The sequence below is a fragment of the Sorangiineae bacterium MSr11954 genome (assembly GCA_037157815.1).
GTDB classification, from domain to species: domain Bacteria; phylum Myxococcota_A; class Polyangia; order Polyangiales; family Polyangiaceae; genus Pendulispora; species Pendulispora albinea.
Genome location: CP089984.1, coordinates 4,688,659 through 4,712,807, shown reverse-complemented (window position 1 = coordinate 4,712,807; position 24,149 = coordinate 4,688,659). Strand labels below are relative to the sequence as shown.

At 66.5% G+C, this 24,149-nt stretch carries 20 protein-coding genes; 13 read left to right on the top strand and 7 right to left on the bottom strand.

What is annotated here, in order from left to right; genetic code table 11:
• Window positions 1-10: 10 nt before the first annotated feature.
• Window positions 11-274 carry a phosphopantetheine-binding protein gene (locus LZC94_18520; GenBank protein ID WXB19217.1) on the bottom strand — a complete coding sequence of 88 codons (264 nt, stop codon included), beginning with the start codon at window positions 272-274 and terminating at the stop codon, window positions 11-13.
• A gap of 172 nt (window positions 275-446) precedes the next feature.
• Complete coding sequence (locus LZC94_18515; protein ID WXB19216.1) at window positions 447-683, bottom strand: hypothetical protein; 237 nt, start codon at window positions 681-683, stop codon at window positions 447-449.
• A 137-nt stretch (window positions 684-820) separates the two neighbouring features.
• On the opposite strand from LZC94_18515, the gene LZC94_18510 reads away from it, so the two are divergent.
• Entirely contained in the window at window positions 821-1,615 is a 795-nt protein-coding gene (locus LZC94_18510) for an enoyl-CoA hydratase/isomerase family protein (protein ID WXB19215.1), read from the top strand.
• A gap of 182 nt (window positions 1,616-1,797) precedes the next feature.
• Here the strand turns inward: LZC94_18510 and LZC94_18505 are convergent, their stop codons facing one another.
• On the bottom strand, window positions 1,798-2,232 hold the full coding sequence (locus LZC94_18505; protein ID WXB19214.1) for a hypothetical protein: 435 nt from the start codon (window positions 2,230-2,232) through the stop codon (window positions 1,798-1,800).
• Window positions 2,233-2,267: 35 nt separating this feature from the next.
• Between LZC94_18505 and LZC94_18500 the strand changes: the two genes are divergently transcribed.
• On the top strand, window positions 2,268-3,017 hold the full coding sequence (locus tag LZC94_18500; protein WXB19213.1) for a hypothetical protein: 750 nt from the start codon (window positions 2,268-2,270) through the stop codon (window positions 3,015-3,017).
• Here the strand turns inward: LZC94_18500 and LZC94_18495 are convergent.
• Entirely contained in the window at window positions 3,010-3,525 is a 516-nt protein-coding gene (locus tag LZC94_18495; protein ID WXB19212.1) for a cupin domain-containing protein, read from the bottom strand. The genes LZC94_18500 and LZC94_18495 overlap by 8 nt on opposite strands.
• Window positions 3,526-3,630: 105 nt before the next feature.
• Between LZC94_18495 and LZC94_18490 the strand changes: the two genes are divergently transcribed.
• The 6 genes from LZC94_18490 to LZC94_18465 all read left to right on the top strand — a co-directional run bounded on the left by LZC94_18490 (window position 3,631) and on the right by LZC94_18465 (window position 13,966).
• Entirely contained in the window at window positions 3,631-5,016 is a 1,386-nt protein-coding gene (locus LZC94_18490) for an aldehyde dehydrogenase family protein (GenBank protein WXB19211.1), read from the top strand.
• Between the two features lie 362 nt (window positions 5,017-5,378).
• Window positions 5,379-6,875, top strand: a complete 1,497-nt coding sequence (locus LZC94_18485) for a hypothetical protein (GenBank protein WXB19210.1) — start codon at window positions 5,379-5,381, stop codon at window positions 6,873-6,875.
• Between the two features lie 456 nt (window positions 6,876-7,331).
• A complete protein-coding gene (locus tag LZC94_18480) occupies window positions 7,332-8,852 on the top strand; it encodes a hypothetical protein (protein WXB19209.1) in 1,521 nt (506 codons plus the stop codon).
• Between the two features lie 177 nt (window positions 8,853-9,029).
• Entirely contained in the window at window positions 9,030-11,510 is a 2,481-nt protein-coding gene (locus LZC94_18475; protein ID WXB19208.1) for a CehA/McbA family metallohydrolase, read from the top strand.
• A 196-nt stretch (window positions 11,511-11,706) separates the two neighbouring features.
• Window positions 11,707-12,879, top strand: coding sequence for a hypothetical protein (locus tag LZC94_18470; protein WXB19207.1), 1,173 nt, complete (start codon window positions 11,707-11,709; stop codon window positions 12,877-12,879).
• A gap of 10 nt (window positions 12,880-12,889) precedes the next feature.
• Complete coding sequence (locus LZC94_18465; protein ID WXB19206.1) at window positions 12,890-13,966, top strand: hypothetical protein; 1,077 nt, start codon at window positions 12,890-12,892, stop codon at window positions 13,964-13,966.
• Here the strand turns inward: LZC94_18465 and LZC94_18460 are convergent.
• Window positions 13,960-15,330 carry a serine/threonine protein kinase gene (locus LZC94_18460; GenBank protein WXB19205.1) on the bottom strand — a complete coding sequence of 457 codons (1,371 nt, stop codon included), beginning with the start codon at window positions 15,328-15,330 and terminating at the stop codon, window positions 13,960-13,962. The genes LZC94_18465 and LZC94_18460 overlap by 7 nt on opposite strands.
• A gap of 41 nt (window positions 15,331-15,371) precedes the next feature.
• Here LZC94_18460 and LZC94_18455 point away from each other — a divergent pair, with 41 nt between their 5' ends.
• From LZC94_18455 to LZC94_18440, 4 genes are all read left to right on the top strand, one after another.
• The gene (locus LZC94_18455) at window positions 15,372-16,361 is read left to right on the top strand and encodes a D-glycerate dehydrogenase (protein ID WXB19204.1); all 990 of its coding nucleotides are present in this window, start codon (window positions 15,372-15,374) and stop codon (window positions 16,359-16,361) included.
• 62 nt (window positions 16,362-16,423) lie between these two features.
• Window positions 16,424-18,439 carry an NADPH-dependent 2,4-dienoyl-CoA reductase gene (locus LZC94_18450; protein ID WXB20209.1) on the top strand — a complete coding sequence of 672 codons (2,016 nt, stop codon included), beginning with the start codon at window positions 16,424-16,426 and terminating at the stop codon, window positions 18,437-18,439.
• An 883-nt stretch (window positions 18,440-19,322) separates the two neighbouring features.
• Entirely contained in the window at window positions 19,323-20,195 is an 873-nt protein-coding gene (locus LZC94_18445; GenBank protein WXB19203.1) for a GAF domain-containing protein, read from the top strand.
• A 79-nt stretch (window positions 20,196-20,274) separates the two neighbouring features.
• Window positions 20,275-20,415, top strand: a complete 141-nt coding sequence (locus LZC94_18440; protein WXB19202.1) for a hypothetical protein — start codon at window positions 20,275-20,277, stop codon at window positions 20,413-20,415.
• 456 nt (window positions 20,416-20,871) lie between these two features.
• Here LZC94_18440 and LZC94_18435 read toward each other — a convergent pair whose 3' ends face one another.
• Together LZC94_18435 and LZC94_18430 are read right to left on the bottom strand one after the other, a co-directional pair.
• Window positions 20,872-21,393, bottom strand: a complete 522-nt coding sequence (locus LZC94_18435; GenBank protein WXB19201.1) for a hypothetical protein — start codon at window positions 21,391-21,393, stop codon at window positions 20,872-20,874.
• Between the two features lie 185 nt (window positions 21,394-21,578).
• Window positions 21,579-22,313, bottom strand: a complete 735-nt coding sequence (locus LZC94_18430; protein WXB19200.1) for an alpha/beta fold hydrolase — start codon at window positions 22,311-22,313, stop codon at window positions 21,579-21,581.
• Window positions 22,314-22,749: 436 nt separating this feature from the next.
• Here LZC94_18430 and LZC94_18425 point away from each other — a divergent pair, with 436 nt between their 5' ends.
• Window positions 22,750-24,135, top strand: a complete 1,386-nt coding sequence (locus LZC94_18425) for a cytochrome P450 (GenBank protein WXB19199.1) — start codon at window positions 22,750-22,752, stop codon at window positions 24,133-24,135.
• Window positions 24,136-24,149 lie beyond the last annotated feature (14 nt).

Sequence of the window (24,149 nt, the reverse complement as noted above, 5' to 3'; positions counted from 1 at the left end):
GCGGACCCCGTCAGGAGGCTCGCCCGGGGGCTGCCGCCGCGGGAACGAGCGCGCCCGCGATGTAATCGGCGAGCGCCGCCACGGACCGGAAGATGGGACGTGCTTCGTCGCCCTCGGGCACGCGAACGCCAAAGCTCTCTTCGATGCTCATGGCAAGCTGCAACGCGTCGAGCGAGTCGAGCCCCAACCCTTCCCCGAAGAGCGGCGACTCGTCGTCGATGGTCATGGGGTCCTTCCCCTCCAGGTTGAGCTCGCGCACGATAAGCTGTTTCAATTGCAAACGAATAGTCGACTCTGCCATGCTTCGGCCCGAGCATAGCGCGACATGCCCGCGGAAACTACCGCGGATCGACCCGCGTCGCGCGCCGCGATCCCGCGCGCCGCAATTTGCACGTCTCGCCGCGCACGCAGGAGCCACCTTTTGCGCCGCGGGTTTGCGGCTGCGTTTACACGGGGATCCGTTCGGAAGGGTCGATGGTGCGCTCCTGCGATTTGGGCGCAGGTGCATGCTCGACGGGAACAGGACCGCCGGGGCCGAACATGGGATCGCCGTCATTTCCCGAAGGATGACGAAACGCCACCCCATCGATGGTCAGCGCAACACAGGCCGAGGCGAGGAGCCAAGGAGCGAGCGCCAATACCACACGACGCCAAGGGACACCCGAAGGCTGAAACATCCCCATGTTCGGATCATAGGAGGAGATCGGTCCTCACGCCACCCGGGCGGGTCCGGTCGGGCCATTTTGCGGGCGCGGCGGTCTTCGGGCGGCGTCGCGTGTTTTCCATACGCGGCGCCCGGCTACCGGGTTAGCTTCAGCGGATGGGCACACTGGTCCAATATGCCACGGACAAAGGGGTTGCGTTTCTGACGCTCACCGATCCCCCGGTCAACGCTTACACCTTCGAAATGTTCAAGGAGCTCGACGCGGCGATCCTCGAAGCGCGCTTCGACGACGACGTTCACGTGATCGTCCTCACCGGTCACGGCGAGAAATATTTCTGCGCCGGGGCCAACATCAACATGCTTCGTGAGGCCGACGAGAGCTTCAAATATTACTTCTGCCTGCACGCCAACGAGACGCTGTGCCGGCTCGAGCAAACCCCGAAGCTGGTCATCGCCGCGCTCAACGGTCACACCGTGGGCGGCGGGCTCGAGGTGGCGCTCGCGTGCGATTTGCGCGTCGCCCGCACCGGTCCCTTCTTGGTGGGCTTGCCGGAGGTCAACCTCGGCGTGCTCCCCGGCACCGGCGGCACCCAGCGCCTGGCGCGTCTCATCGGCCGCTCGCGCGCCATCGAGATGATCGCCGAGGGCCAGAACGTGCCCTTCGAAGAGGGCGTGCGGCTCGGGATCATCAACAAATACTGGGAGTGCACGAAAATCGACGACTTCCGCCGCAAGGTCGACGAGTACGCGCACGAGTTCACCCCGCCCCACAAAGCCGCCCTCGCCGTGGGCCGCATCAAGCGAAGCGTGCAGAGTGGCCTCGAGATGAGCCTCCTCGAAGGGCTCGCCTTCGAACGCGAGCTCCAAGCGGAGCTCTTTGCCACCGGCGATGCACGCGAAGGGCTCTCGGCCTACACGGCAAAGCGAAAGCCCTCCTTCAAAGCCAAGTAGCTCCGCCTTCGGGCTCGAAAAGCCCGAGAGCTAGCCCCAGACTTCGTGTGGGCCCATCGAGCGTCCGTCTCGTGGGGCTCTCCCCCTCGAAGAGACGCGCGACGGGCGTAGGCCGGAGTGCCACCTCCCCCGCGTCTTTGGATGGGGATCCGGGACGGGGATGGGGACGGCAATGGGAATGGCTATTGGCCGCCGGGCAAGCAAAAGCCGGTGGTCGGGTTGCACTGGGCGCCTTGGATGCAATCCACGGCGCTCTGGCAGGGGAACGCGCACTTTTGATACTGCGTGTTGCAGCGCGCGAGGCCGCAAGCCTGATCGTTCTGACACGGAAATGCGAGGGGCCCCGGGGTGGCCATTTGACCGGCCGGAGCAGGTGCCGGGGGCGTGGGGTTGGCGCCGGTGGGGGCGGGCTGCTGCGGGTACTGCCCTTGCGGGTATTGGCCCTGCGGATATTGCCCTTGGGGGTACTGGCCTTGCGGATACTGGCCCTGCGGGTATTGACCCTGCGGATACTGGCCCTGCGGGGCGACCGCCTGCTGTGAATCGTCTTCCTTCTTGCACGCTGCCACGACGACGAGGCAAATGGCGACGGCACCGAGAGTTCCCAAAGCCTTCATGAAAGTCCTCCGCGAATGGAGGCACTAGGTAACCGTTGCTGCACGCGTTGGTCAATCTTCACGAGAAACACCACGGATGGGTCGGACTCACCGCCGCCGTCGCTCTTTTTGCTTGTGCTTGCCAAAAGGGCGAGCCGCCAACCCTCGGCGTCTCCAGCGCCGCACCGCTCACGATCGCACCGCCCCCGCCCCGCGCATCGAGCACCGCCCGCGCCGCACCCGCACCCGCCACACCCGCCGCGGCGTCGAGCAGCGCGGGCTCGAACCGCGCCGGCGCGGGCGACGCAGGGTCGAGCCCGCCCGCGGCGACCGATGCCGGCGCGACCGACGGCGCGAGCCTGCCGCAAACGCGCGACAAGCCGGCCGCCGATACGGCCGCCTTCGAAGCGCGCGCACGCGCCCTCTTCGACGGCATCGTCCACGACGATCCCGAGCGCGCCATGCCGTTCTTCTTTCCGGTGGCGGCCTACCAACAAGTCAAAGCGGTGGCCCACCCCGAGGTCGATTGGAAGCGCCGCCTCGTTGCAAACTATGCACGCGATATTCACGCCCTCGCAGCAAACGTGAAAGACGTCCCCGACGCCCGCTTCGTGCGGGTCTCGGTGCCGAATCAAGCGCGCTGGGTGGAGCCCCAAGAGGAGTACAACCGCATCGGCTATTATCGCGTGTATGGTGCACAGATTTTCTGGACCGCGCCCGATGGCAAAGAGCGCTCCTTCCGCATCAGCTCCATGATCTCCTGGCGCGGCGAGTGGTACGTCGTGCACCTGACGGGCTTCAAGTAGCGGGCGCCGGGGTGAGCCGCGCGATGAGCTCGAGGTGCTCGGGAAACCGGCGCGCGAGCGATCCGCGGTGCGCGAGCTCGAAGTCGGCGAAGTCGAAGCCAGGGGCCATGGTGCACCCGACCAAGGCGTACGCGCCCCCGGGAGCGACCTCGGCGCCGAACCAGCTGCCGGCGGTGACCACCGCGTGAAAGTCGGCGCCCGCCTCGGGGGCGGCGCCGAGCCGGTGCGTGTGGAGGGCCCCGTCTTCGCGGATCTCGTGGATCAACACGTTATCGCCGGAATAGAAGTGCCATATCTCATCGGCGGCCAACCTGTGGAATGCCGAATAGTCGCCATTGCGAAGTAGGAAATAAATATGCGTCGCGGCCGCGCGATCGCCGGAGAACGTCGCCGGCAAGGCCTCGCGGCGCAGGGTGAGCGGGGCGACATACGTCTGGCGAAACGCGCCGCCCTCCGGGTGCGGCGCGAGCTGCAAGTGGTGCATCCAGTAGTCGGCTGTGTATCGCATCGGCTCCTCGTCCTCCGGTTCGTCCCTAAATCCGCGTGATCCCCCTCGATTTCATAGGGTTCCGTTCCCCTAGCCGCCCGGACCGGTTCCTCTATCATGCCGCCCATGACCATCCTCGACGTCGACAACCCGTACACCCTCGAATCGGCCTGCAAGGTCCCGCTGGCCGACGAATCGCGCGTCAACGACACCCTCGACAAGGCCCGCGCCGCCGCCCGCGCCTGGAAGGAGAGCCCGCTCTCCGAGCGCATCGCCCTCGCCGAGCGCGCCATGGCCGCCATGGAAAGGGACGCGGAGTCGATCGCGCTCGACATCACCCGGATGATGGGCAAACCGCTCGCGCAGTCCAGGGGCGAGGTGCGCGGAATGGCCGAGCGCGCGCGCCACATGATCGAAATCGCCGAGGCGTCGCTGGCCGACATCGTCTTGCCGCCCAAGGAGGGCTTCGAGCGCCGCATCGCCAAGGAGCCGCTGGGCGTGGTGTTCGACCTGCCGGCCTGGAACTATCCCCTGCTCACCGCGGTGAACGTGGTCGTTCCTGCCGTGCTCGCAGGCAACGCGGTCATCGTGAAGCACTCGCCGCGCACGCCGCTCTCGGGCGGCCACTTCGCCAAGGCCTTCGCCGACGCCGGCGCCCCTGCCCACGTGGTGCAAGCGCTCGACTGCGATCACCCGACCAGCGAGCGCATCGTTGGCGATCCCCGGGTCGATCACGTGGTGTTCACGGGATCCATCTTCGGTGGACACCGCATCTCCCAGGCCGCGGCCGGAAAATTCATGCAGGTGGGGTACGAGCTCGGTGGAAATGATCCCGCCTACATCGCCGCTGATTGTGATTTCGACAAGGCGGTGGAGTCGATTGTCGATGGCGCGATTTACAATGCAGGACAGAGCTGCTGCGCCGTCGAGCGCGTGTACGTGCACCGCTCGCTTTATGCGCGCTTCGTCGAGGCTTGCGACGCGCTCGTGAGCGCTTACGTCCTGGGCGATCCGACGGCCGCGCAAACCACGTTGGGCCCTATCGCCCAACCGAATCATCCCGCGGAGCTCGAGGGCTTCGTGGGCGATGCGCGCGATTCGGGCGCGCGTGTCGTACGGGGTGGACGCACCGCGAGCGTAGACGGCAAAGGCAGATTTTTTCAAGCAACGCTGATTGCCGATGTGCCGCAGACGGCGAAGCTCATGAAGCGTGAGTCCTTTGGTCCCATTCTACCGATTGCGCCGGTGGACTCCGATGACGAGGCGCTCGCCAAAATGAATGATTCGGAGTTGGGGCTCACCGCCAGCATTTGGACGAGCGATCGGGAGCGCGCCGAAAAGCTCTCACGAAAGCTGGATTACGGCACGGTCTACATGAATCGCTGTGACGCGCTCGATCCAGGGCTCCCGTGGATCGGTACGAAGAATTCGGGACGCGGGCATAGCTTGAGCGCGCTTGGCTACGATCAACTCACCCGCCCCAAATCGCTCCATTTCCGATTGCGTTTCTGAAACGCAGCTCGATTTCGTAGGCAGGTATGACCCTTGTAAGAGGCCATGTCGGTGGTTGGTATTCGCGGATGTGCACCCGTGAAATACGGATGTGCGATCGCGCGAAATCTTTCCGCCGTGGAGAAAGTTACGCAGCGAGGTCGTTTTCTTTGTGAGGGGCGCGCGGGTTGGCCATTCACATGTTTGAAGGCCGGACGTTCACTAGTGCTCGCCGGCATCAAGCGCGTGGCTACCCCCCGTGCTCGCATAGACCTCGCGTTCGGTCGTGTCCCGTATAGGAAGCATTTGGACGCGACTGCGAGGGTGCGCTCGACATAACGAGCGCGCGCTGTGCGGCCCACTACTACACAAGGAGCCCTCCCATGAGGAAGATTGCTGCGAAATTGGGTTTGGTTGCGTTGATTCTCGGTTCGTCGGTTGCGATGGGTTGCTCATCCAGCGACGACGGCGGCAACCCCAGCCCCGGCACGGATAACTCGGCGCTCGTAAGTGGTCACGTGACGGCGCAAGGCGCCGGTAGTGTGAATGTCGGGCTCGCGGGTCAAGGCACCCTGGCGGTCGCGAAGTCCGTGCAAATCTCTGCGATCGTGGACGGCAAAATCTCGGTCGTCGCGAAGGCGAATATCGACGTAAACGGCGCCTTCAACATCAAACTCCCGATCGACTTCAACGCGAAGCTCGCCATCGTCGAGGCGCTCGATGCCTCCGGTAAGGTGATTGGTTCGTCGATCCTCGAGCTCGGCGCAAATGCGAACGTGGCTGGCAATATCACGGTCGCAGCGCCCATCACCACCAAGACCTCGATCGAAGCCAAGGCGCTCATCGATCTCTGCGTGAACGCCGGCATCTCGGTGGACGTCGCGCTGCAGGTCGCGGCTCATCTCCACGCCCTCGTCGACGTGAACGTGTCCGCGCAGGTCGCGGCCGCCATCAACGCCGGCGTCGACGTCAACGCCGTCATCCACGGCGTCGCGAACGCCGCCCTGGTGGCGCAGATCTCCCAGGCGACGGCCATCGTCAAGGCCGGCGTCAATGTCGACGTCGAGGCGCTCATCAAGGCGCAGATCGAGGCGACCGCCAAGCTCAACGCGCACCTCGACGCGAACGTCAACGTCGACGCGAAGGCCTCCGCGGACATCGCGCTCAAGGCCGGTCTCGACTTCTCCGCCGCCGTCGACGCAGCCATCAAGGCCTCCGTCTCGGCCGACGTTCACGCCCAGGCCAAGGCCGCCGCCTCGCTGGCCTTCAACGCCGCCATCAACGCCACCCTGAAGGCCGCCATCGACGCGTGCGCCGACGTCAACGTCAAGGCGAAGGCCAAGGTCGACGTCCAGGTCGCGGTGCAGGCTGCCGCCAAGATCGAGGCGGACGCCACCCTCGACGCGGTCCTCAAGGTCCTCGCCGAGAAGAAGGCCCCCAAGGCCCTCGTCGAAGCCGTCGTCAAGGCTGCCGCCGAGTTGAAGATCGACATCGACGCCTCCGCGAGCGTCGAGGCGGTCGTCGAAGCCCGCGCGAAGTTCATCGCCAAGTTGCGCGCGGAGCTCAAGGCCAACCTGGGCCCGATCGGCGCGGTCCTCGACCTGGTGCTGAACATCCAGGCCAGCATCGAAGCCGCCGTCCAGATCTGCCTCCAGGTCGACGCCCACGTGGGCGTGGATCTCAAGGCGAAGCTCGACGCGCTCGCGAAGCTCGGCGTGGCCCTCAGCCAGGGCAAGCTCACGGTCGACGCGAAGGCCCAGATCGAAGCCAGCGCCAGCGCGGTGGTGGACGCATACGTGAAGGTGAGCACGAAGTGCCCCGGCGGCGGCGGTGGGGACCCGAAGTTCACCCCCGTTCCGACCACCCCCGTTCTGAAGTAGTGGAGTAATGCAGTAGTGCAGCAATCGTAGTTTCCAGACCAGTTGCCACGAATCGGCCGAATCCCCGGGTATGCCTCACCCGGGGGTTCGGCCGTTCGCTTTTTTGTTTTCGCCCTCGCGCGAGGGCGCGCGCCTCGAGGCGTGGCGCGGGCGATCGGCTCCCGAGCGCGAAATCCGCGGAGTCCAAGGCGCGGAGCCCCTCGGCATTTCTTAGTTCGATATGCCGCGGCGGCGCGGCTGGAGCGGTGATCCCTGGAAAATCACGCGTGAAGCGGAGTTCGATGATGTACGGCTCACGCAATGCTTCTGCGTGCGGAATCATCACACATCGGGTCCTCGCTGCTCGGCAGAAGGCGGGCGTCGGGGGGGTGATGCGGCAGGGATAATCGGTATTGGCAATCGGCGGTATTCCCAATGCTGCCGAGGCGCATGCCGCCCAATCAAGGGAGCGAACTCATGAAGAAAATTTCTCCGGCTTGGAGCATGTTGGCATTGGTCCTCGGTGTGTCGGTGGCTGCCGGTTGCGCCTCGGGGCAGGACGATGGAAAAACGGGCGGAAGCGACACGTCGAAGTCCGGCTCCGCCGCGCTCTCGATTGTAAACGGACATGTGACGAACCAAGGCTCGGGCAGGGCCGACCTGGGGCTCGCCGGCTCGGCGGCGCTCGATCTGGCCAAGACGGTGACCATCTCGGCGCTCGGCGCCACCGGCCAGCTCACCGCGCTGGTGGAGACGACCCTCGACGGGGCAGGCGCCTTCTCGGCCAAGGTCCCCATCGACGCGAAGCTGCTGGTGGTGCAGGCGCTCGACGTCTCCGGCAAGATCGTAGGCTCCTCGATCCTGGAGGCCGCGGGCCGCGTCGCGGGCCAAATCTCGGTGGCCGCGCCCATCTCGACGGAGTCGTCGATCGAGGCGCAGACGCTCCTCGACATCGCGGGCACGCTCACCTCGGCCCTGTCGGCCAATGGCTCCATCGACGCGAGCCTCACGGCCACGCTCCGTTCGCTGATCGACGCGGATCTCGCGGGCGCGGTCTCCGCCGCCATCTCGGCCGGCGCCGACGCCAAGGCCATCGTTCATGCGCTCGCGAAGGCCACCTTGGTCGCCACGCACACGCAAGCCCTCGCCATCGCCAACGGCGGCGCCAAGCTGGATTTGAACGCCTTCGCCGAGCTCGAAGCCAAGGCCTCGCAGGCGCTCAACGCGGTGCTCGACGGCAAGGCCTCCTTGAACGTGGCGACCAACGCCACCGCGCAGTTCTCGGCCGATCTCGACGCGGCGTTGAAGGCAGCCGCCTCCGGCTCGCTCTCCGCCGAGCTGACCGCGCTGGCCCACGCGGCGGCCAACCTCACGTTCCGCACCGCGCTCGAAGGCTCCCTGGCGGGGATCCCCGGCGCGGAGGCCCTCGGCTTTGCGTCGCTCAAGGCCGCGGCCAATGTGGAAGCGCACCAGACGGCCAAGGCGGTCGCCGAGATCCTGAAGGGTGGCAACGCGCTGCAGGCGGCGCTCGATGCGACGGCGCAGCTCACCAGCTCCATCTCGGCCGCGACCAACGTGGGCGACATCGCCAGCGCGCGCGCGGACTTCGAGGCGGCCATCCGCGGGGCCATTTCGGGCGATCTGGGCGCTGTTTTGGGGAACCTCGGCGGCAATGTGCAAGCAACCCTGGAGGGGCTGCTCAAGACGTCGACGCAGTTGAACGGGCAGCTCGATGGGAAGCTCGCGGCGGCGCTGGGCGCGGTGAGCAAGCTCAATCTCGACGGCTTGGCGGCGGGCAACCTCGACGCGACCTTGCAGGCCGTGGTCAAGGCGTTTGCCGACTTCGCGCAGGGGCTGGACTTGAAAATTCCGGAGCTCACCGCGCTGGGGCTGGGCCTCGATCAGGCCAAGGTGATCACGGAGCTGCTCACGGTGGTGCAGGGCGCGCTGAAGAACGTGCTCCCGCTGCTGCCGGTCCATTCGATCCTCGGCAAGTGATGCGCCGGCGCGCGTAGTCGACACGCAAAACCGCCAGGGCTCCAGGTTCTATGGCGTCCCTGGGGCCCTGGCGGTTTTTTTCTTCCTGACCGAAGCGCGCACCGTCACCGCGATGACACGGCTGCGCTGCACGCTTGTCATGATCCTCGGGCGCTCGGGCGCTAGGATCGGCGCGCCATGCGCATGCGCCACCGGTGGGTCGCCGCTCTCGTTCTGTCCACGGCCGCAGGAGCCGTTTCGCTGGCCGCGTGCCGCGGAGCGAGCCCGCCCAAAACGGAGCGCATCGATGCGCGGGTCACCACCTTGGACATGGCGCCCACCGCCCCCCGCGCCTATGCGCGGCGCGGTGATTTGATTTTGCACGGGAGCTCGGGCACCTCGCTGACCGTGGCGGCGGCCCCGGATCTGCCGGGGCATCGCCCGCTGCGCGGGGCCATCGTCGATGTGGGCATCGACGGCGCGAAGGGCTCCGATCCGCTGCTCTGGTGGCGCGCGGGGTGGGTCGACGCCGGGCAGAAGCTGCACCCGCTCGTGGCCAGCGCCGTGAGCGCATCGCGGTGCGCGGAGCCGGGCATCGGCCAGGAGGGCGTGCGCATCGAGGGGGACGTGGATGGGGTTCACCTCGCGACCGATCTTTGCGCGCTCGCCGATGGACGCTATCGGGTGCGAACGGTGGCCACGGGGCTCCCGCCCAACGCGGTGCTGGCCGACGATTTGAACACCGGGATCGTGGACGTGGCCATCGATCAGCTGGGCGCCGAGTGGGAGGGCGACAGCGCCACCCGGTTCTTGGTGCTGAGCGGCTACGGCATCGGGGTGGCCATCGAGGCGCCTGCGATGCGCGCGCGCAGCAAGCGGATCCGCATCGCGGGCGAGATTTTTCCGGCGCCCATCGCGGTGCTCTACGAGGGGGCCGAGGCGACGCGCACCGTGCACGTGGTGCGCGGCGATGCGTTCGATGCGCTCGCGGCCCTTCCCTTCTCCACCCGCAAAGCGGCGGTCGGCCTCGCCGATGGGCGCGGCGGGCACCTCGCGCTGTGCAATGCGGCCGGGCAGGCGCTGGTGAAGGGCGTTCTTCCGCCAGGGCCTGCGCGCACCGTGCGGCTGCCCGAGGGGCTCGGCGAGTCGTTTCGGGTGCGCGATGCCCATGGCGTGCCCGCCCCGGAGCGGGTGCCGGTCTCGGCCTCCTCGGGTGAGCCCGGCGGACCGAGGTTGGTCGCGGTCCCGTCGGGCCAGCTCGATTTGCGGTTCACGGACGGACGCGGCGGGCCCATCGCCGCCCACGTTCTCCTTCGCGGCCTCGCGGGCACGCCCGATCCGGCGCCCGAGATGGAGAAATCGGGGCGCGCGTACCCGGGCGGCCGCTCGGTGTACCTCCTCGACGGCGCGGCGACCGTGCATCTGGCGCCCGGGCGGTATGCGGTCACGGCGACCCATGGACCGATGCACGCGGTCTCGCGCCGCGAGGTCGATATCGCCGCGGGCGGGGTGCAATCCATTTCGGACTCCTTGGCGGCCGTGATCGATACCCACGAGTGGACGACGGCCGATTTTCATTTGCACGCCGCGCCGAGCCCGGACTCGTCGGTGTCGCTGGAGGCGCGATTGGCGAGCTTGGTCTCGGAGGGGATCGATTTGGCGGTGGCCACCGATCACAATCACGTCACCGACTACGAGCCTCTTGCGCGCGAGCTGAAATTGTCGCAGCTGGCCACGGTGCGCGGGGATGAAATCACCTCGGCCGGATCGCGCTTATGGGGTCATTTCAACGCCTTTCCGCTGCCGGCGCCGACCCGCGCGGCCGAGGAGGCCGTGCCTCCCTATTACGATATCCCGCCGGCCGAGCTCTTCGCCCGTGCGCGCGACGCGGGCGCGCGCGTGGTGCAGGTCAATCACGCGCGCATGCCGCCGCAAATCGGCTATTTCGATTTGACGCACCTCGATCCCGCCACCGGCGCCGCCGATCCCGAGTTCGCCGACGACTTCGACGCGCTCGAGGCCTACAACGGGCTCTGGATCGAGACCCCGGAGAAGGTGCGGGAGGGCGCGCGCGATCTGGTCGCCCTCGCGCGGCGCGGGAGGAGGCCCATCGCCACCGGCAACAGCGACTCGCACCGGCTTTTGTACGAGGAGGCGGGCTATCCTCGGACCTTCGTGCACACACCCGCGGGCTCCCCGAGCGACCGCGCCGCGCGCGCCATCGAAGCGCTGCGATCGGGCGATACCACCGTGAGCTCCGGGCCGCTGGTGACCCTCACCGTGGACGGCAAGTGGCCCGGCTCGGTGGTGCGGCCGCGGAGCGCGGCGGGCAGCAAGCCTTCTGCGGCGGGCAAGGGCGAGGTGCTCGCGCACGTGCGGGTGCTCGCGCCGGCGTGGGTGCCGGTGGAGACCGTCGAGATCTGGGTGAACGACGACATCGCCGCGCGCTTCGAGGCGGGGCCCGCGCGCGATGGCGTGCGCTTCGAGCGCGACGTGCCGTTGAAGGTCGATGCCGACGCGGCGATCTTGGCGTGGGCCGAGGCCCGCACGCCGCTCGGTGACGTGCTCCCCAACCCCGACGCGCGCGCCATTGGCTTCACGGGGCTCGTCTACGTGGATGCCGACGGCGATGGTCGAGTCAAGGTACCGCCGCGCAATAGCTCGCCGCTCTCGCGATAGAAGCATCGGTTCCCCCACGGGTGCTCACACGCGCGCGCTCACCTTTGCGCGCGCCGATGCACGCTCGAAATTCGAAAGCGAAGCTCACGCGCTGTCGTCTCTTGGAACCGTGGAATCATGGAGCTAGGGTCCGATGGCGAGGCTCACGCGAGCCTAAAAGCCATTTGCTCGCGTGCGCATCGAAAGGGGGAAGAACATGGGAACGCTCGGGCAAGTCCCATTGCGAAGGCCCTTCATCCGCTCCATCGTGCTCGCACTCACGACGATGACATGCGGTGCGTGCGTCATGTCGTGGGATCCCACGGCGACCCAAGGGGCGGACGGCCTGAACGCGGGGCGAAAAATTCGCGGCACGGTCTCCGGGCTCGCCGGAAAAGGGCTGGTGCTGACCAGTGGACCGAACAACGACGTGACGGTCGAGCCGGGGGCCACGTCGTTCGAAATCGGGATTGGAAAAGGACAAAGCTACACGGTGTCGGTGAAGTCGTCGCCGCACTCACCGGTGCAAGACTGCGTGGTCGCCAACTCGGTGGGCACGCTCCGCGACGGCGACGACGATGTCACCAACGTCGTCGTCGTCTGTACGACGCTCGGGTACACGGTCAACGCCGATGTGAGCGGGCTGGTGGGCTCGTTGACCCTCGCGAATGGCTCCGACACCCTGCTCGTACGCGAGAACGGCGTGCACTCCTTTGCGCCCTCGCGAAGGGGGCAGCCGTACACGGTCACCGTGGCGACGCAGCCGCCGACCCAGCGCTGTCTGGTGGCCACCGGATCCGGCGTGATGGATACGGCGGACGTTCGCGTCCCCATCTGGTGCCTCGACTCCTTTCTGGAGAGCTTCGACGACGCGCCCGATCTGCCCGTGGGCTGGAAGGTGGCCATCCTGACCGCGTCCGGGAGCACGCTCTGGTACGTATCCCAGGACAACGCCGATTCGTCCCCGAACTGCGCGCGCGTGCGCGGATCCGCCAATACGCTGGACACCGCGCTGGTGAGCCCGCAGGTCTTGATCTTGAGCAATCAGGCGCAAATACGCTTTCGCCACGCGTACGAGTCGGAGGCGCTCTACGACGGCGGGGTGCTGGAGATTCAAATCCAGGGTGGGCCCTTCGTCGATATCGTAGCCGCGGGGGGCACGTTCTCCTCCGCGGGGTACACGGGGGTGATTGGCACGCTCAATCGACCGCCGCTCATGGGCCGCAGCGCTTGGACCGGAAAGTCGGGCGGCTATGTGACCACCGTCGTCAACTTGCCCCCGAACCTGCCCGGAAAGAGCATCGCGCTTCGATGGCGATGGGGCAACGATGGCAGCAGCACCGTCCCCAACGCGGGATGGAGCATTGACAACGTCATCATCCACCGTTGACGATCGGCCGATGAGGCTCGCGCCCATCGGGGCTTCGCTCCTTCTGCTCACGCTCGGAGCGCTCGGAACGACGCCGGCTGCCCGGGCGCAATCGGGCCACGATTCGGTCACGGCGCAGGCGCTCTTCGACGAAGGGCAAGCGCTGATGAAGTCGCGCCGCTACGCCGAGGCGTGCGTGAAGTTCGAGAGCAGCCATCGCATCGATCCCAGGCCGGGAACGGTGCTCAACTTGGCCAACTGCTACGAGGAAAACGGACAGACGGCGAGCGCCTGGGCACGGTACGTGGAAGCCTCGGAGCTCGCCGCGCGCGAGAATCAGCGGGAGCGCGAGAAGTATGCGCGGGAGCGCGTTCGAGCGCTCGCGCCGAAGCTTCCGCGTCTGACGGTGAAGGCGCGAGGGATCCCGGCCGACGCCGTGATCGAGCGCGACGGGGTCGCGATCGACGTGGCCGTGCTGGGGACGGCGGTGCCCGTCGATCCGGGCGAGCACGCGGTGGTGGTGGTGGTGCGGGACAAGCCGGTGTGGTCGAAGCGGATCCACTTGGCGCAGGGCGCGCAAGGCGAGATCGTGGTGGCGCCCTCGAACGAATGGGCGCCGCCGCCCGATCCGGCGGCCCCGTGGCGGGGATACGGGCCGCTGCCGGCGCCGGGGGCGAAGCCGGTCGAAGCGGCGGCGCAGGCGCAAACGGCGGCGCCGGCACCGCGGACCGCCGCGGGATCGGGCGGCTGGTCGACGCAAAAGACGCTGGCCGTCGTCTCCGCGGGCGTGGGGGTCGTGGGGATTGGGCTCGGTACGTACTTTGGGCTGACGGCTGGCTCGCGCTGGTCGGACGCCAAGGACAAGTGCCAGCCCGATGGCTGCCCGCGCGACAGCATCGACATGGGGAGCGACGCCAAGACCGATGCGAACATGGCCACCGTGGCGTTCATCGTGGGCGGTGTGGCCCTCGCAGGCGCGGGGGTGCTTTGGTTCTCGGCGCCCGCGCGGCCATCCGGCGCGGCGCTGCATCTGGTGCCGGCGGGGGATGTGCGAACGGGAAGCGCCGGGCTCGTCGCGCGCGGACGCTTCGAACTGGGCGGCTACTGACGCGTTTCGAGCAGGCTCTTTTTGCGATCGCGCGGCGGGGGGCGCGGGGCTTCCCGTTTCGGCTCGGGCGCGGCGCTCGCCGATGGCGCGGCGCCCGCCGATGGCGCGGCGCTCGCCGATGGCGCGGCGCTCGCCGATGGCGCAGCACTTCGCGCTTCTGCCGCCGACGGCACCTCGCGTACCGGTGCAGACACCGAGGATGCCGGCGCCGACAACGAAACCACGGCCGCCGGCGCGACCTCCTTCGCCTCATGCCTCCGCACCGCCCACAACACCGCCCCGCCCGCGACCGCGACCGCCGCAAGCACGCCCACCAGAACGGCGATGATGACCGAGGTCGCCACACGCTTCGCGTGCACCCCCGTCACCGTGCCCGCGGCATACGCTGGCGCCACCGCCCCTTGGGCCGGCAGCCCCGGCGGCGGCACCGTATACCCGGCCAGACGAACGGCCCGGTCCATGCAGCGGTTCCATTGCCCCGAGCCAAAGGGCGCGATCGCCACCGCCAGCTCGGCCGCGCTCGCAAAGCGCTCGGCGGGATTCTTGCGCAAGCAACGAAAGATGGCCGCCTCCAGCTCGGCCGGCACCTGCGGCATGGCCACCCGGATCGGGAGCGGCTCGAGCAGAAAAACGGCGGCGAGCAGCTCGGCCTGCGAGCGCGCATCGAAGGGTCTTCGCCCGGTCAAGAGCTCGTACAGGATGGCGCCCAGCGACCAGATGTCCGTCCGGCCATCCACGTCTTTGGGTGAGCGGCACTGCTCGGGCGATGCATAGGCCGGGGAGCCCAGAAAAGCCGTGGTGGACGTGAGCGTCGCCTCCCGCTCGCCCGACTCGTCCAATCCTTCTTGCACTTTGGAGATCCCAAAGTCGAGCAGCTTGATGATCCGCTCGCCGTCCCCGCGTTGCGCGAGAAACAGGTTCGCCGGCTTCAAGTCGCGGTGAACGATGCCCAGCTGGTGCGCCTCCGCCACCGCGTCGATGGCTTGCAGCACGAAGTCGACCGCCACCGGGACCGGCAGGGCGCCTCGCTCGGCCACCACCGCGCGCAGATCGCACCCCTCGAGCAGCTCCAGGACCATGTAGGGCAGCCCGGTCTCGAGCTTGCCCACGTCGATCACCTTGGCCACGTGCTCGCTTCGCAGCTTGCTGGCGGCGCGCGCCTCGCGCACGAAGCGGAGGGCCAGCGCCTCGCGGTGGAGGGACTCGGCGTTCACGAACTTGAGGGCGACCCGCTGGTCGAGGTCGACGTTGAGCGCGGCCACCACCATGCCCATCCCGCCGCGGCCGAGAAGCCGCTCGACCCGATATTTTCCGAGAAGGACGGTGCCTTCCGGAAACGGCTCGATGGGGACTTGCATGGCCATCCGGGTTCTTCCTCGGAGAATCATACCGTACTGTGCTCGGCATGAAATCTCACCCGCGCATTTTCGTCAGTGGTCCCCTCCCCGGTCGCGCCATGGAGTGGCTGCGCGCCATCGGAGACGTTACGCTCGGTGAGCCCGGTGTCGGCGTTCGAAGCCCGGATTTTCTCGCGCACGCGGCCTCGTTCGAGGCGCTCGTCACCTACCTCACCGATGCGGTGGATCGCGCGCTGCTCGAGCGCCTGCCCGCGCTTCGCTTGGTGGCCAATGTGGCGGTGGGGGTCGACAACATCGATGTCGCCGCCTGCGCGGAGCGTGGCGTGATCGTGACCAATACGCCCGGTGTCCTCACCGAGGCCACGGCGGACCTCGCCTTCGGCCTCTTGCTCGCCGCCTCCCGGCGCATCGCCGAGGGCGACCGCATGGTCCGCGCCGGCGGCTTTCATGGTTTCCGCTTCGACACCTTGGTCGGCGCGCGCGTTCACGGGGCCACCCTGGGCATCGTGGGCTTCGGCCGCATCGGGCAAGCCATGGCGCGGAGAGCGCGCGGCTTCGGAATGCATGTACTTTACACCCAACGAACTCCACTCATCCCCCGGCTCGAGGCTGCCCTCGGCGCCGCGTACGTGACCATGGACGAGCTGTTCAAGCGCTCCGACGCCGTCTCGCTCCACTGCCCGCTCACCAACGAGACGCGCGGTCTCGTTTCGGCCGAGCTCCTCGCCACCATGAAGCCCGGCTCCATCTTGATCAACACGGCGCGCGGGGCGTGCGTCGACGAGGCGGCCCTGGCCAACGCGCTGCGCGAGGGTCCGCTGGGGGCCGCCGCGCTCGACGTCTTCGCACGCGAGAGCACGTCGTCGGTGCATATCGACCAGGAGCTCCTGGCGCAGGACAATGTCGTCTTCACACCGCACATCGCCAGCGCGGATCGGAGCACCCGCACCGCCATGGCGGAGACCGCCGCCGAAAATGCCGTCGCCTTCTTTCGCGACGGCACCCCGCCCAATATTGTGCACAATCGTCTACCCTAATTTAGGATCGCCGGATGCAGCCCTCCCCCGTTCCGCCGGTTTCGACGCCCGCTTCGCGCCCTCTGCACTTTCCGCATTTGCTGGAGCCGCTGAACCTCGGGTTCACCACCATCAAGAACCGCGTGCTCATGGGATCGATGCACGTGGGGTTCGAGGATCGCCATGCGCGCTTCGATCGACTGGCCGCGTACTTTGCCGCGAGGGCGCGCGGTGGGGTCGGCATCATGGTCACGGGCGGATTCTCGCCCAACCGCGAGGGGTGGTTTTATCCCTTTTCGGGCAAGCTCTCCACGCGCGCGGAGGCGGACGCGCATCGCGTGATCCCCCTGGCCGTGCACGCCGAGGGCGGAAAGATTTGCCTGCAGCTGCTGCACGCGGGGCGATACAGCTACCACCCGCTCTCGGTCTCCGCGAGCGCCATCCAATCGCCCATCAACCCCTTCAAGCCGCGCGCCCTGTCCGAGCGCGGCATTCGAAGGCAAATCGACGATTTCGCCCACGCGGCCGCCCTCGCGCGCGAGGCCGGCTACGACGGGGTCGAGATCATGGGCTCCGAGGGGTACTTCATCAATCAATTCACCTGCCGGCGCACCAACCGGCGCTCCGATGCCTGGGGTGGATCGGTGGAGAACCGCACCCGTTTGCCGGTGGAGATCCTGGAGCGGGTGCGCAAGGCGGTCGGGCCGGACTTCATCGTGATCTACCGGCTCTCGATGCTCGATCTGGTGGAGGGCGGAAACACCTGGGACGAGGTGGTGTACCAAGCGCGCGCGGTGGAAAAGGCCGGCGCCACCCTCATCAACACCGGTATCGGTTGGCACGAGGCGCGGGTGCCCACCATCCTCACCTCGGTGCCGCGCGCGGCCTTCACCTTCGTGACGGAGCGCCTCCGAAAAGAGGTGAGCATCCCGGTCGTGGCCACCAACCGCATCAACCGCCCCGAGGTGGCCGAGGAGCTCCTCCAGCGCGGGGTCTGCGATATGGTCTCCATGGCACGCCCGCTGCTCGCCGATCCCGAGTTCGTCGCCAAGGCCGCGTCGGGGAGGGCCGACGAGATCAACACGTGCATCGCCTGCAACCAGGCATGCCTGGATCATACTTTTTCACTCAAGACCGCCTCGTGCCTGGTCAACCCGCGCGCCTGCCGGGAGACGGAGCTGGTCTTCTCCCCCGCGCGGCGCCCCCGGCGGGTGGCGGTGGTCGGCGCCGGCCCGGCGGGGCTCGCGTTTTCGGTGGAGTCCGCGCGGCGCGGGCACGCCGTCACCTTGTTCGAAGCCGCAAGCGAGATCGGCGGGCAGTTCAACATGGCCAAGCGCATCCCCGGCAAAGAGGAGTTCGCCGAGACCTTGCGCTATTTCCGCCGCCAGCTCGACCTGGCCGGGGTCTCCTTGAAGCTGGGCACCCGCGCGACCGTCGACGATCTGCTGGGGTTCGACGAAGTGGTATTGGCCACCGGGGTCAAGCCGCGCGTACCGGGTATTCCCAATATCGACCACCCGAAGGTCCTCTCGTATGTCGATGTGCTGCTCCACGAAGAGCCGGTGGGAAAGGCGGTGGCCATCGTGGGCGCCGGCGGCATTGGCTTCGACGTGGCCACGTATTTGACCCACGCGCACTCTTCCAGCTTGGACGCCAAAACGTGGTTGGCGGAGTGGGGCGTCGATAGCGAAGTTCGAGCGCCCGGCGGGGTCGAGGGCGTGATCCGGCAAGCCGCGCCACCCGCGCGCAAGGTGTATTTGCTCCAGCGCAAGAACGAGCCCTTGGGCAAGCACCTGGGCCGGACCAGCGGCTGGGTGCATCGCGCCACCCTCAAGGGCAAAAACGTCGAGATGATCGCGGGCGTCACCTACGAGCGCGTCGACGATCGCGGGCTCCACATCACCGCGCGCGGGAAGCCTCGGCTGCTCGAGGTCGACCATGTCGTGATCTGCGCGGGCCAAGAGCCGCTGCGCGATCTCCACGCGCAATTGGAGCGCAAGGGCGCGCGCGTGCGGTTGATTGGCGGCGCCGACGTGGCCGCGGAGCTCGACGCCAAGCGCGCGATTCGCCAAGCGACGGAGCTCGCGGCCACGGCCTGATCGTACGATACGAGACGTGGCCGCTCGGCGCGCCACCGCCCGGACATCGCATGCATCGCTCGGGATCGCGCGACGTCGCGGGCGGTGCATTCTGCCCCACACCTGGCGTGCATCGCCCTGGATCGCGCGAACGCGCGCACGCGCGCACGCGCATGGCAGTGCGTTTCGCGAGCACGCGCGCATGGCACGCGCGCCGTCCATGTCGGGGGGTCGGTCGAGGTGCACGCTCGTGCACGCGATGGGCCACGGAGCGAGCTTCTCGAGATGGCGCACCCCGAGGTGTGGCGCACGTAGCTCGTTCGGAGGACATATGGGGTTTACATAAAATAAACCGTGCGTCAACCCGTCGCGTACGCAATATTCGTGCTGCCGACTGCGAATTTAATGTGTCGCAGCTGGTGAAATATCATTAACACTCTCCATCATGGTGGATGAATGTGCATCCTTCTCATCGAGAAGGATCCGGCAATTGCTGCCACCTCAAGTTGCCCGAGCGCTCGGCACGGATCTCGGCGCCACATCGGGCTTATGCCTCTCGAGTGAGTTGCTGCCTTAGCTAGAATCAAATCTGATAACGGTCGTATTCAGATGCTTATGGATCCTTGGAAATCCATGCCTCCTCACTTCCGTAGTTCATATAGCTGCAACACTGTGTGTCAAAAATACATCCGTAATTTCACATGCCGAAAACCCATTCCCGATTCGATTCGAAACGCTTTTCGAAAAGCGTACGGCAACTGCCTTGCCGGTTAGGGTCACCCTGGCAAGGTGTTGATATGACATCTTCATGGCCGCAACATTCAACCGAGATGTTTACCGCCTCCGCCTCTTCCTGCTCTTGCTGGCGTAGGCATGGTCGATATCTCACGCTGCGGTATCGGTCATGACGGCGTCGTCGTTTGGTCCCCCGTCGTTGCGCACTGGGTTGCGCAAGCTGCAGGCGCTGACCGCGGAGCTCAATCATGCCCGCGATTTGCGCGATCTTTTGAAGTCCCTTCTGGCGAGCTTGCGCGACATGTTTGGTGTCGAGCATGCGACCGTGCTTCTGACGAGCGAGATGGCGGCAACCCTGGGCGTGCCCGAGAGCCTCGGGCATGCCGCAGGCACCTGCCTTCCCGCCGAGCTGGTGATTGGTCGGGGTTTGTTTGGAAAAGTCGCGCAATCCAAGCGAACACTCCGCGTTTCGCGCGAAATCGACGGGGAGCTCCCCTCGTGGGGAGGCATTGCCGACGCGGCCAGCCGCGTGGTGGTGCCGCTGATCTCGGACGGCCAGCTCGTGGGAATGATCCTGGCCGAGAGCCGCGATCCCGCGGGGTTCGATGAGTGGCACGAGGCCGCATTCGACATCGTTGGCCATCAAGTTGCAGGCATGATCGAGCTGGTGCGCGCGCGGCATGGCTCGAAACCAAGTTCGGCGATCCGCGCGACACGAACCTTCTCTTGGTATCGAAACGACGATTGCATCTTCGTCGACGATCAGTACTTGATTCGCAATGTGCCCGGGCGCATCCTCTGGAAGCTCCTCCGCTCGTATGTGGAGGAGCGTCGCACCGAGTTCACGAACCGCGAGCTCCGGCTGGATATTGCGCTGGGGCTTCCCGCCGTCAAAGATAACCTCGAAAGCCGGCTGATTCTACTTCGCAAACGCCTCGGCGAGCGATGCTCCGATATCCGCATCGTTCCCGAGTCACGGGGGAAATTTCGATTCGAGGCGGATTGCGATCTCCGCCTGGTCACCAAGAGTTCCGAAGGCTGATTCCCCCACTTCGACGCCACGTTTCCACCATGTTTCGTCCGAGCCCGACGTGTCCGCGTCGTCTGGGGTCTTGTCTGCCTTGTCTGCCTTGTCTGTCTTATTTGCCTTGTCTGTCTTGTTTGGCTTGTTTGGCTCGCCCAGCCTGGCCGCCGCACGAAGCGCACGCCTCGTCACGGCGGCCACGTTCTCGGGCGGGGCCGAGCGGGGCGATCCCGACTGAAACGGCGGCGCAGGATCGTACTCCAAGGTAAGCTGGACGATCTGCGCCGCCGCATCCCCTACGCGTGCCCACGAGGCCGAGCGCCCTAGCGATGCCGGCCGATACGCGTGCCGCCGTGGCGATGCGGTCATGGAAGACCATGCGCGCATCGACCGGCTCGGCGCCGTTGTCGCGATGTCACCCGCGCATCGTTTCGATTCCTCATGCCAACGATTTTAGGCGCCCGCCGCGCCGCCAGGGGAGCAACCGGCTCGGCGTGCCCACGAGGCCGAGCGCCCTAGCGATGCCGGCCGATACGCGTGCCGCCGTGGCGATGCGGTCATGGAAGACCATGCGCGCATCGACCGGCTCGGCGCCGTTGTCGCGATGTCACCCGCGCATCGTTTCGATTCCTCATGCCAACGATTTTAGGCGCCCGCCGCGCCGCCAGGGGAGCAACCGGCTCGATTCGCGCAATCACGATACGGTGCGCCTTCGTCCGCGCGATGCGGCCGACCAAGCGAGGACGGCATCGCGAATACGCGGCGAGTCAAAGCCCGACTGATCCATGGCCTCGAGCGCGGCCTCCGCCGTCTTGTAGACATGCATCGATCGACCCGAGCCGTCGGGCAACTTCAACTCGCCATTTCGAGGGAGCAGGGCGCGAAGAACGGTGGCGGCGATGCCCTTGGCCAGAAGAACCGCGAAGAGCGCCAGATCGCGTCCGTTCGTCAGGCCGCGCAACGCGCGCATGACCACGCGTTGCTCCTCGGTGGGCATGCCCATCGAGCCCGTTGAGACCAGCAGCACGGCCGAACGAGCACCCGGCTCGATGGCCGCAAGCTCGCGCGCGAGGGCTGCATGATCCGACGCATGGGGCATGCCGCACCAAAGCACCGCGATCACGGCCCCGTCGCGCACGACGGTCGCTCCATCGCTCGGTTCTTGCTGCTGCTTCTGCTGCTGCTCGCGAATCTCGTGATTCGGGTCGGTCGGCATTTTCGTTCGTCTCCGTTTGGATTGACGGATATCTGCGTTATTTCGATATCAAAGATATGACTTCATTATCCAAGACAACAAACGGATGGCAAGGGCTTCGCCGTGACCGGCCCGCGGTTGTGGTCGACCGCGGGAGCCCGTGCACGAGCTCGGGTCTTCGGGCAAAGGTCGTCCTGCGCGCCTCGTCAGGCCGAGCGCGCGGCTGCGCGGGAGTCGGCCGCGAGCTCCTGCAAAATGGAGTGAACGACCGACGTACCCTGCGTGCGCACATAGAAATGATCGCCTTCGAAGATGCGAAGCGAGAAATCGCGCGCGTGCTGGCGCCAACCGTCGAGGCGTCCCGGCGGCACCAGTCGATCGAGGGTGGCGCCATAGACCGAGAGCGGGATATCGAGCGGCGCCTCGGGCGCGTGGGCGTATGTTTCGCTGAGCTCGAAGTCGGCGCGAATCACGCGTAGAAGCGCAGCGCCAAAGGCGTCGTCCTCCAAGATGGCGTGCGCCGTACCGCCGTGATGAACGATGGTCGCGCGCAGCTCGTCGTCCGGGAGGGTGTGCGCGCGGGTGACGATGGGCGCGTGCGGCGCCGCGCGCGCCGAGACGAAGAGTCGCATGGGCAGAGGCTGCGCGCGACGGCGAAGCGTGCGCACCAACTCGTAGGCCACGAGCGCGCCCATGCTGTGTCCGAAAATGGCATACGGACCGTCGATCTCCGCCTCGATGGCGTGCGCGAGCGCGTCGCACGCGGGCTCCAGCCTTCGCACGAGGGGCTCGCGCCAGCGCTCCTCCCGCCCGGGCAACTGCACGACGCGCAGCTCCACGCGCGCGGGCAGATGGCGTTGCCAAGGATGAAAGCTCGATGCGCCGCCGCCCGCGTGCGGCACGCATACCAACGTAAAGAGCTTGTTCGCTCGAGGCCGCAAGCATGGCAACCAACGTGACACGAATTTTTGCTCCACTCCATTTTCTCCCATATTTGCAAATTTAATGATTTCGTTCGCGTTCGATCGCGCGGGGATACGAACTTTGTATGGCAGCCATGCGTAGGACTGCATATGCCGTCGCGCGCTTAGGAACTTCTTAGTGAACCGTGAAGGTTCTTTTAGCAACACATGCGCATTGGAGCGCCACAATTGGAAGACCCGCACACGGGGAGTACGCCCTCGCGCACACGTTGCGCCTCGTGGTCCATCTGGACTCGATTCCAAGCTCCCGAAATCGGGCATTTGTCATCTGTCATCTGTCATCCGTCATCCGTTAACAGTTAGCTGGCAGCTGTCATCTGGCACCCTGTCATCTGGCACCTGTTGCCCGGTCACCCAAGCACTCCTCCTGGCCGAGGCGGAGACGAGCCCTTTCATGACTTTCGCGTTGCCGTTCGAGCAGATACCGCAGGTGCCGTCGCGGCGCTTGCTCGGGCATCTTCATTTGATACGCAAAAACCCGGTGGAGTTCCTTCGCCTCGCCCAAGATCGGGCCGATTTGTGCCGCATGCGGCTCGGTCCCACGCGCGCGGTGGTCGTGTCCTCACCGCGTTTGATGCACGAGGTCTTGGTCGAGCGGCACGAGGATCACAAGAAGAGCCGCGCAATTGCAATCTTCGCGCGAGGGCTGATTGGCCAGAGCGTCTTCAGCAGCCATGGCACCCGTTATAAAAAACGCCGCGGCTTCGTGGCGCCGGCGTTCAAAGCCAATGTGGTGGGCCGCTATGCCGACGCCATCGTCAACGAAGTCGACGCGATGTTGCTCCGCTTTGGTTCGGAGGTGAGCATCGATTCGGAAATGCACGAAATCACACTTCGTGTCGTGGCCGAAACATTGTTTCACACGAGCGTTGCGTCCGACGTTCCGGCCATCGAAGACGCGCTCACCCGGGCGTTGCAGGCCATGAACGGGCTGATCGGGCAAGCCATTCCCCTGCCCCCGACATACCCGACCAAGCATGGATTGAAGCTTCGCTCCGCGCGGCGTGATTTGGACCGGGTGGTCTACCGCATCATCCGCGAACGGCGGGCCAGCGGACGAGACGAGGGCGACATCTTGAGCATGCTCATGGGGGCGCGCGACGAGGCGGGCGAAGGGCTCGACGACGAGGAGCTTCGCGACGAGGTGATGGCCCTCATGCTCGCCGGCCACGAGACCACGGCCAGCGCCCTCACCTGGGCGATTCAGGTGATCGCCACCGATCCGGTGGTGCAAGCGCGGCTCACCCAAGAAGTGGACATGGTGCTGGGCGATCGCACCCCCACCTTCGCCGACGTGCCAAAGCTGCCTTATACGTTGGCCGTCTTCAAAGAGACGCTTCGCATGTACCCGCCGGTCTACCTCAATGGACGCGAGCCCATGGTCGACACGCAGCTGGATCGGTATGCCATTCCGGCGGGCACCCTCATCTTCTTGAACATTTACGGGACCCACCGCCGCCCGGAGGTCTACCCCGATCCAGACGTGTTCCGGCCCGAACGATTTTTGGGCGACGGTGAAAAGCAACTGCCGCGCGGGGCGTATCTTCCATTTGGAGAGGGGCCGCGCGTCTGCGCCGGCAACCATTTTGCATTGATGGAAGGCCAGTTGGTGCTGGCGCGCCTCTGGCAACGCTGCAAGCTCATCGCGCCATCTGGCAAAATGTCCGACCCATGGCCCTCGTTCACCTTGCGGGCGCGCCCGCCGGTGCGCATGCGGGTCGAGCGGCGCACGCAGCGCACTTCCCAGTTGCCCGCGAAAGATCGTTTTGCGCTCAGTTGAACGAGCGATTTACG

Bases quoted from the DNA above. Each gene is read 5' to 3' on its own strand.
- LZC94_18515 (WXB19216.1), bottom strand. From the start codon at position 683: ATGGGGATGTTTCAGCCTTCGGGTGTCCCTTGGCGTCGTGTGGTATTG.
- LZC94_18510 (WXB19215.1), top strand. From the start codon at position 821: ATGGGCACACTGGTCCAATATGCCACGGACAAAGGGGTTGCGTTTCTG.
- LZC94_18505 (WXB19214.1), bottom strand. From the start codon at position 2,232: ATGAAGGCTTTGGGAACTCTCGGTGCCGTCGCCATTTGCCTCGTCGTC.
- LZC94_18495 (WXB19212.1), bottom strand. From the start codon at position 3,525: ATGCGATACACAGCCGACTACTGGATGCACCACTTGCAGCTCGCGCCG.
- LZC94_18490 (WXB19211.1), top strand. From the start codon at position 3,631: ATGACCATCCTCGACGTCGACAACCCGTACACCCTCGAATCGGCCTGC.
- LZC94_18485 (WXB19210.1), top strand. From the start codon at position 5,379: ATGAGGAAGATTGCTGCGAAATTGGGTTTGGTTGCGTTGATTCTCGGT.
- LZC94_18480 (WXB19209.1), top strand. From the start codon at position 7,332: ATGAAGAAAATTTCTCCGGCTTGGAGCATGTTGGCATTGGTCCTCGGT.
- LZC94_18475 (WXB19208.1), top strand. From the start codon at position 9,030: ATGCGCATGCGCCACCGGTGGGTCGCCGCTCTCGTTCTGTCCACGGCC.
- LZC94_18470 (WXB19207.1), top strand. From the start codon at position 11,707: ATGGGAACGCTCGGGCAAGTCCCATTGCGAAGGCCCTTCATCCGCTCC.
- LZC94_18465 (WXB19206.1), top strand. From the start codon at position 12,890: ATGAGGCTCGCGCCCATCGGGGCTTCGCTCCTTCTGCTCACGCTCGGA.
- LZC94_18460 (WXB19205.1), bottom strand. From the start codon at position 15,330: ATGGCCATGCAAGTCCCCATCGAGCCGTTTCCGGAAGGCACCGTCCTT.
- LZC94_18455 (WXB19204.1), top strand. From the start codon at position 15,372: ATGAAATCTCACCCGCGCATTTTCGTCAGTGGTCCCCTCCCCGGTCGC.
- LZC94_18445 (WXB19203.1), top strand. From the start codon at position 19,323: ATGACGGCGTCGTCGTTTGGTCCCCCGTCGTTGCGCACTGGGTTGCGC.
- LZC94_18435 (WXB19201.1), bottom strand. From the start codon at position 21,393: ATGCCGACCGACCCGAATCACGAGATTCGCGAGCAGCAGCAGAAGCAG.
- LZC94_18425 (WXB19199.1), top strand. From the start codon at position 22,750: ATGACTTTCGCGTTGCCGTTCGAGCAGATACCGCAGGTGCCGTCGCGG.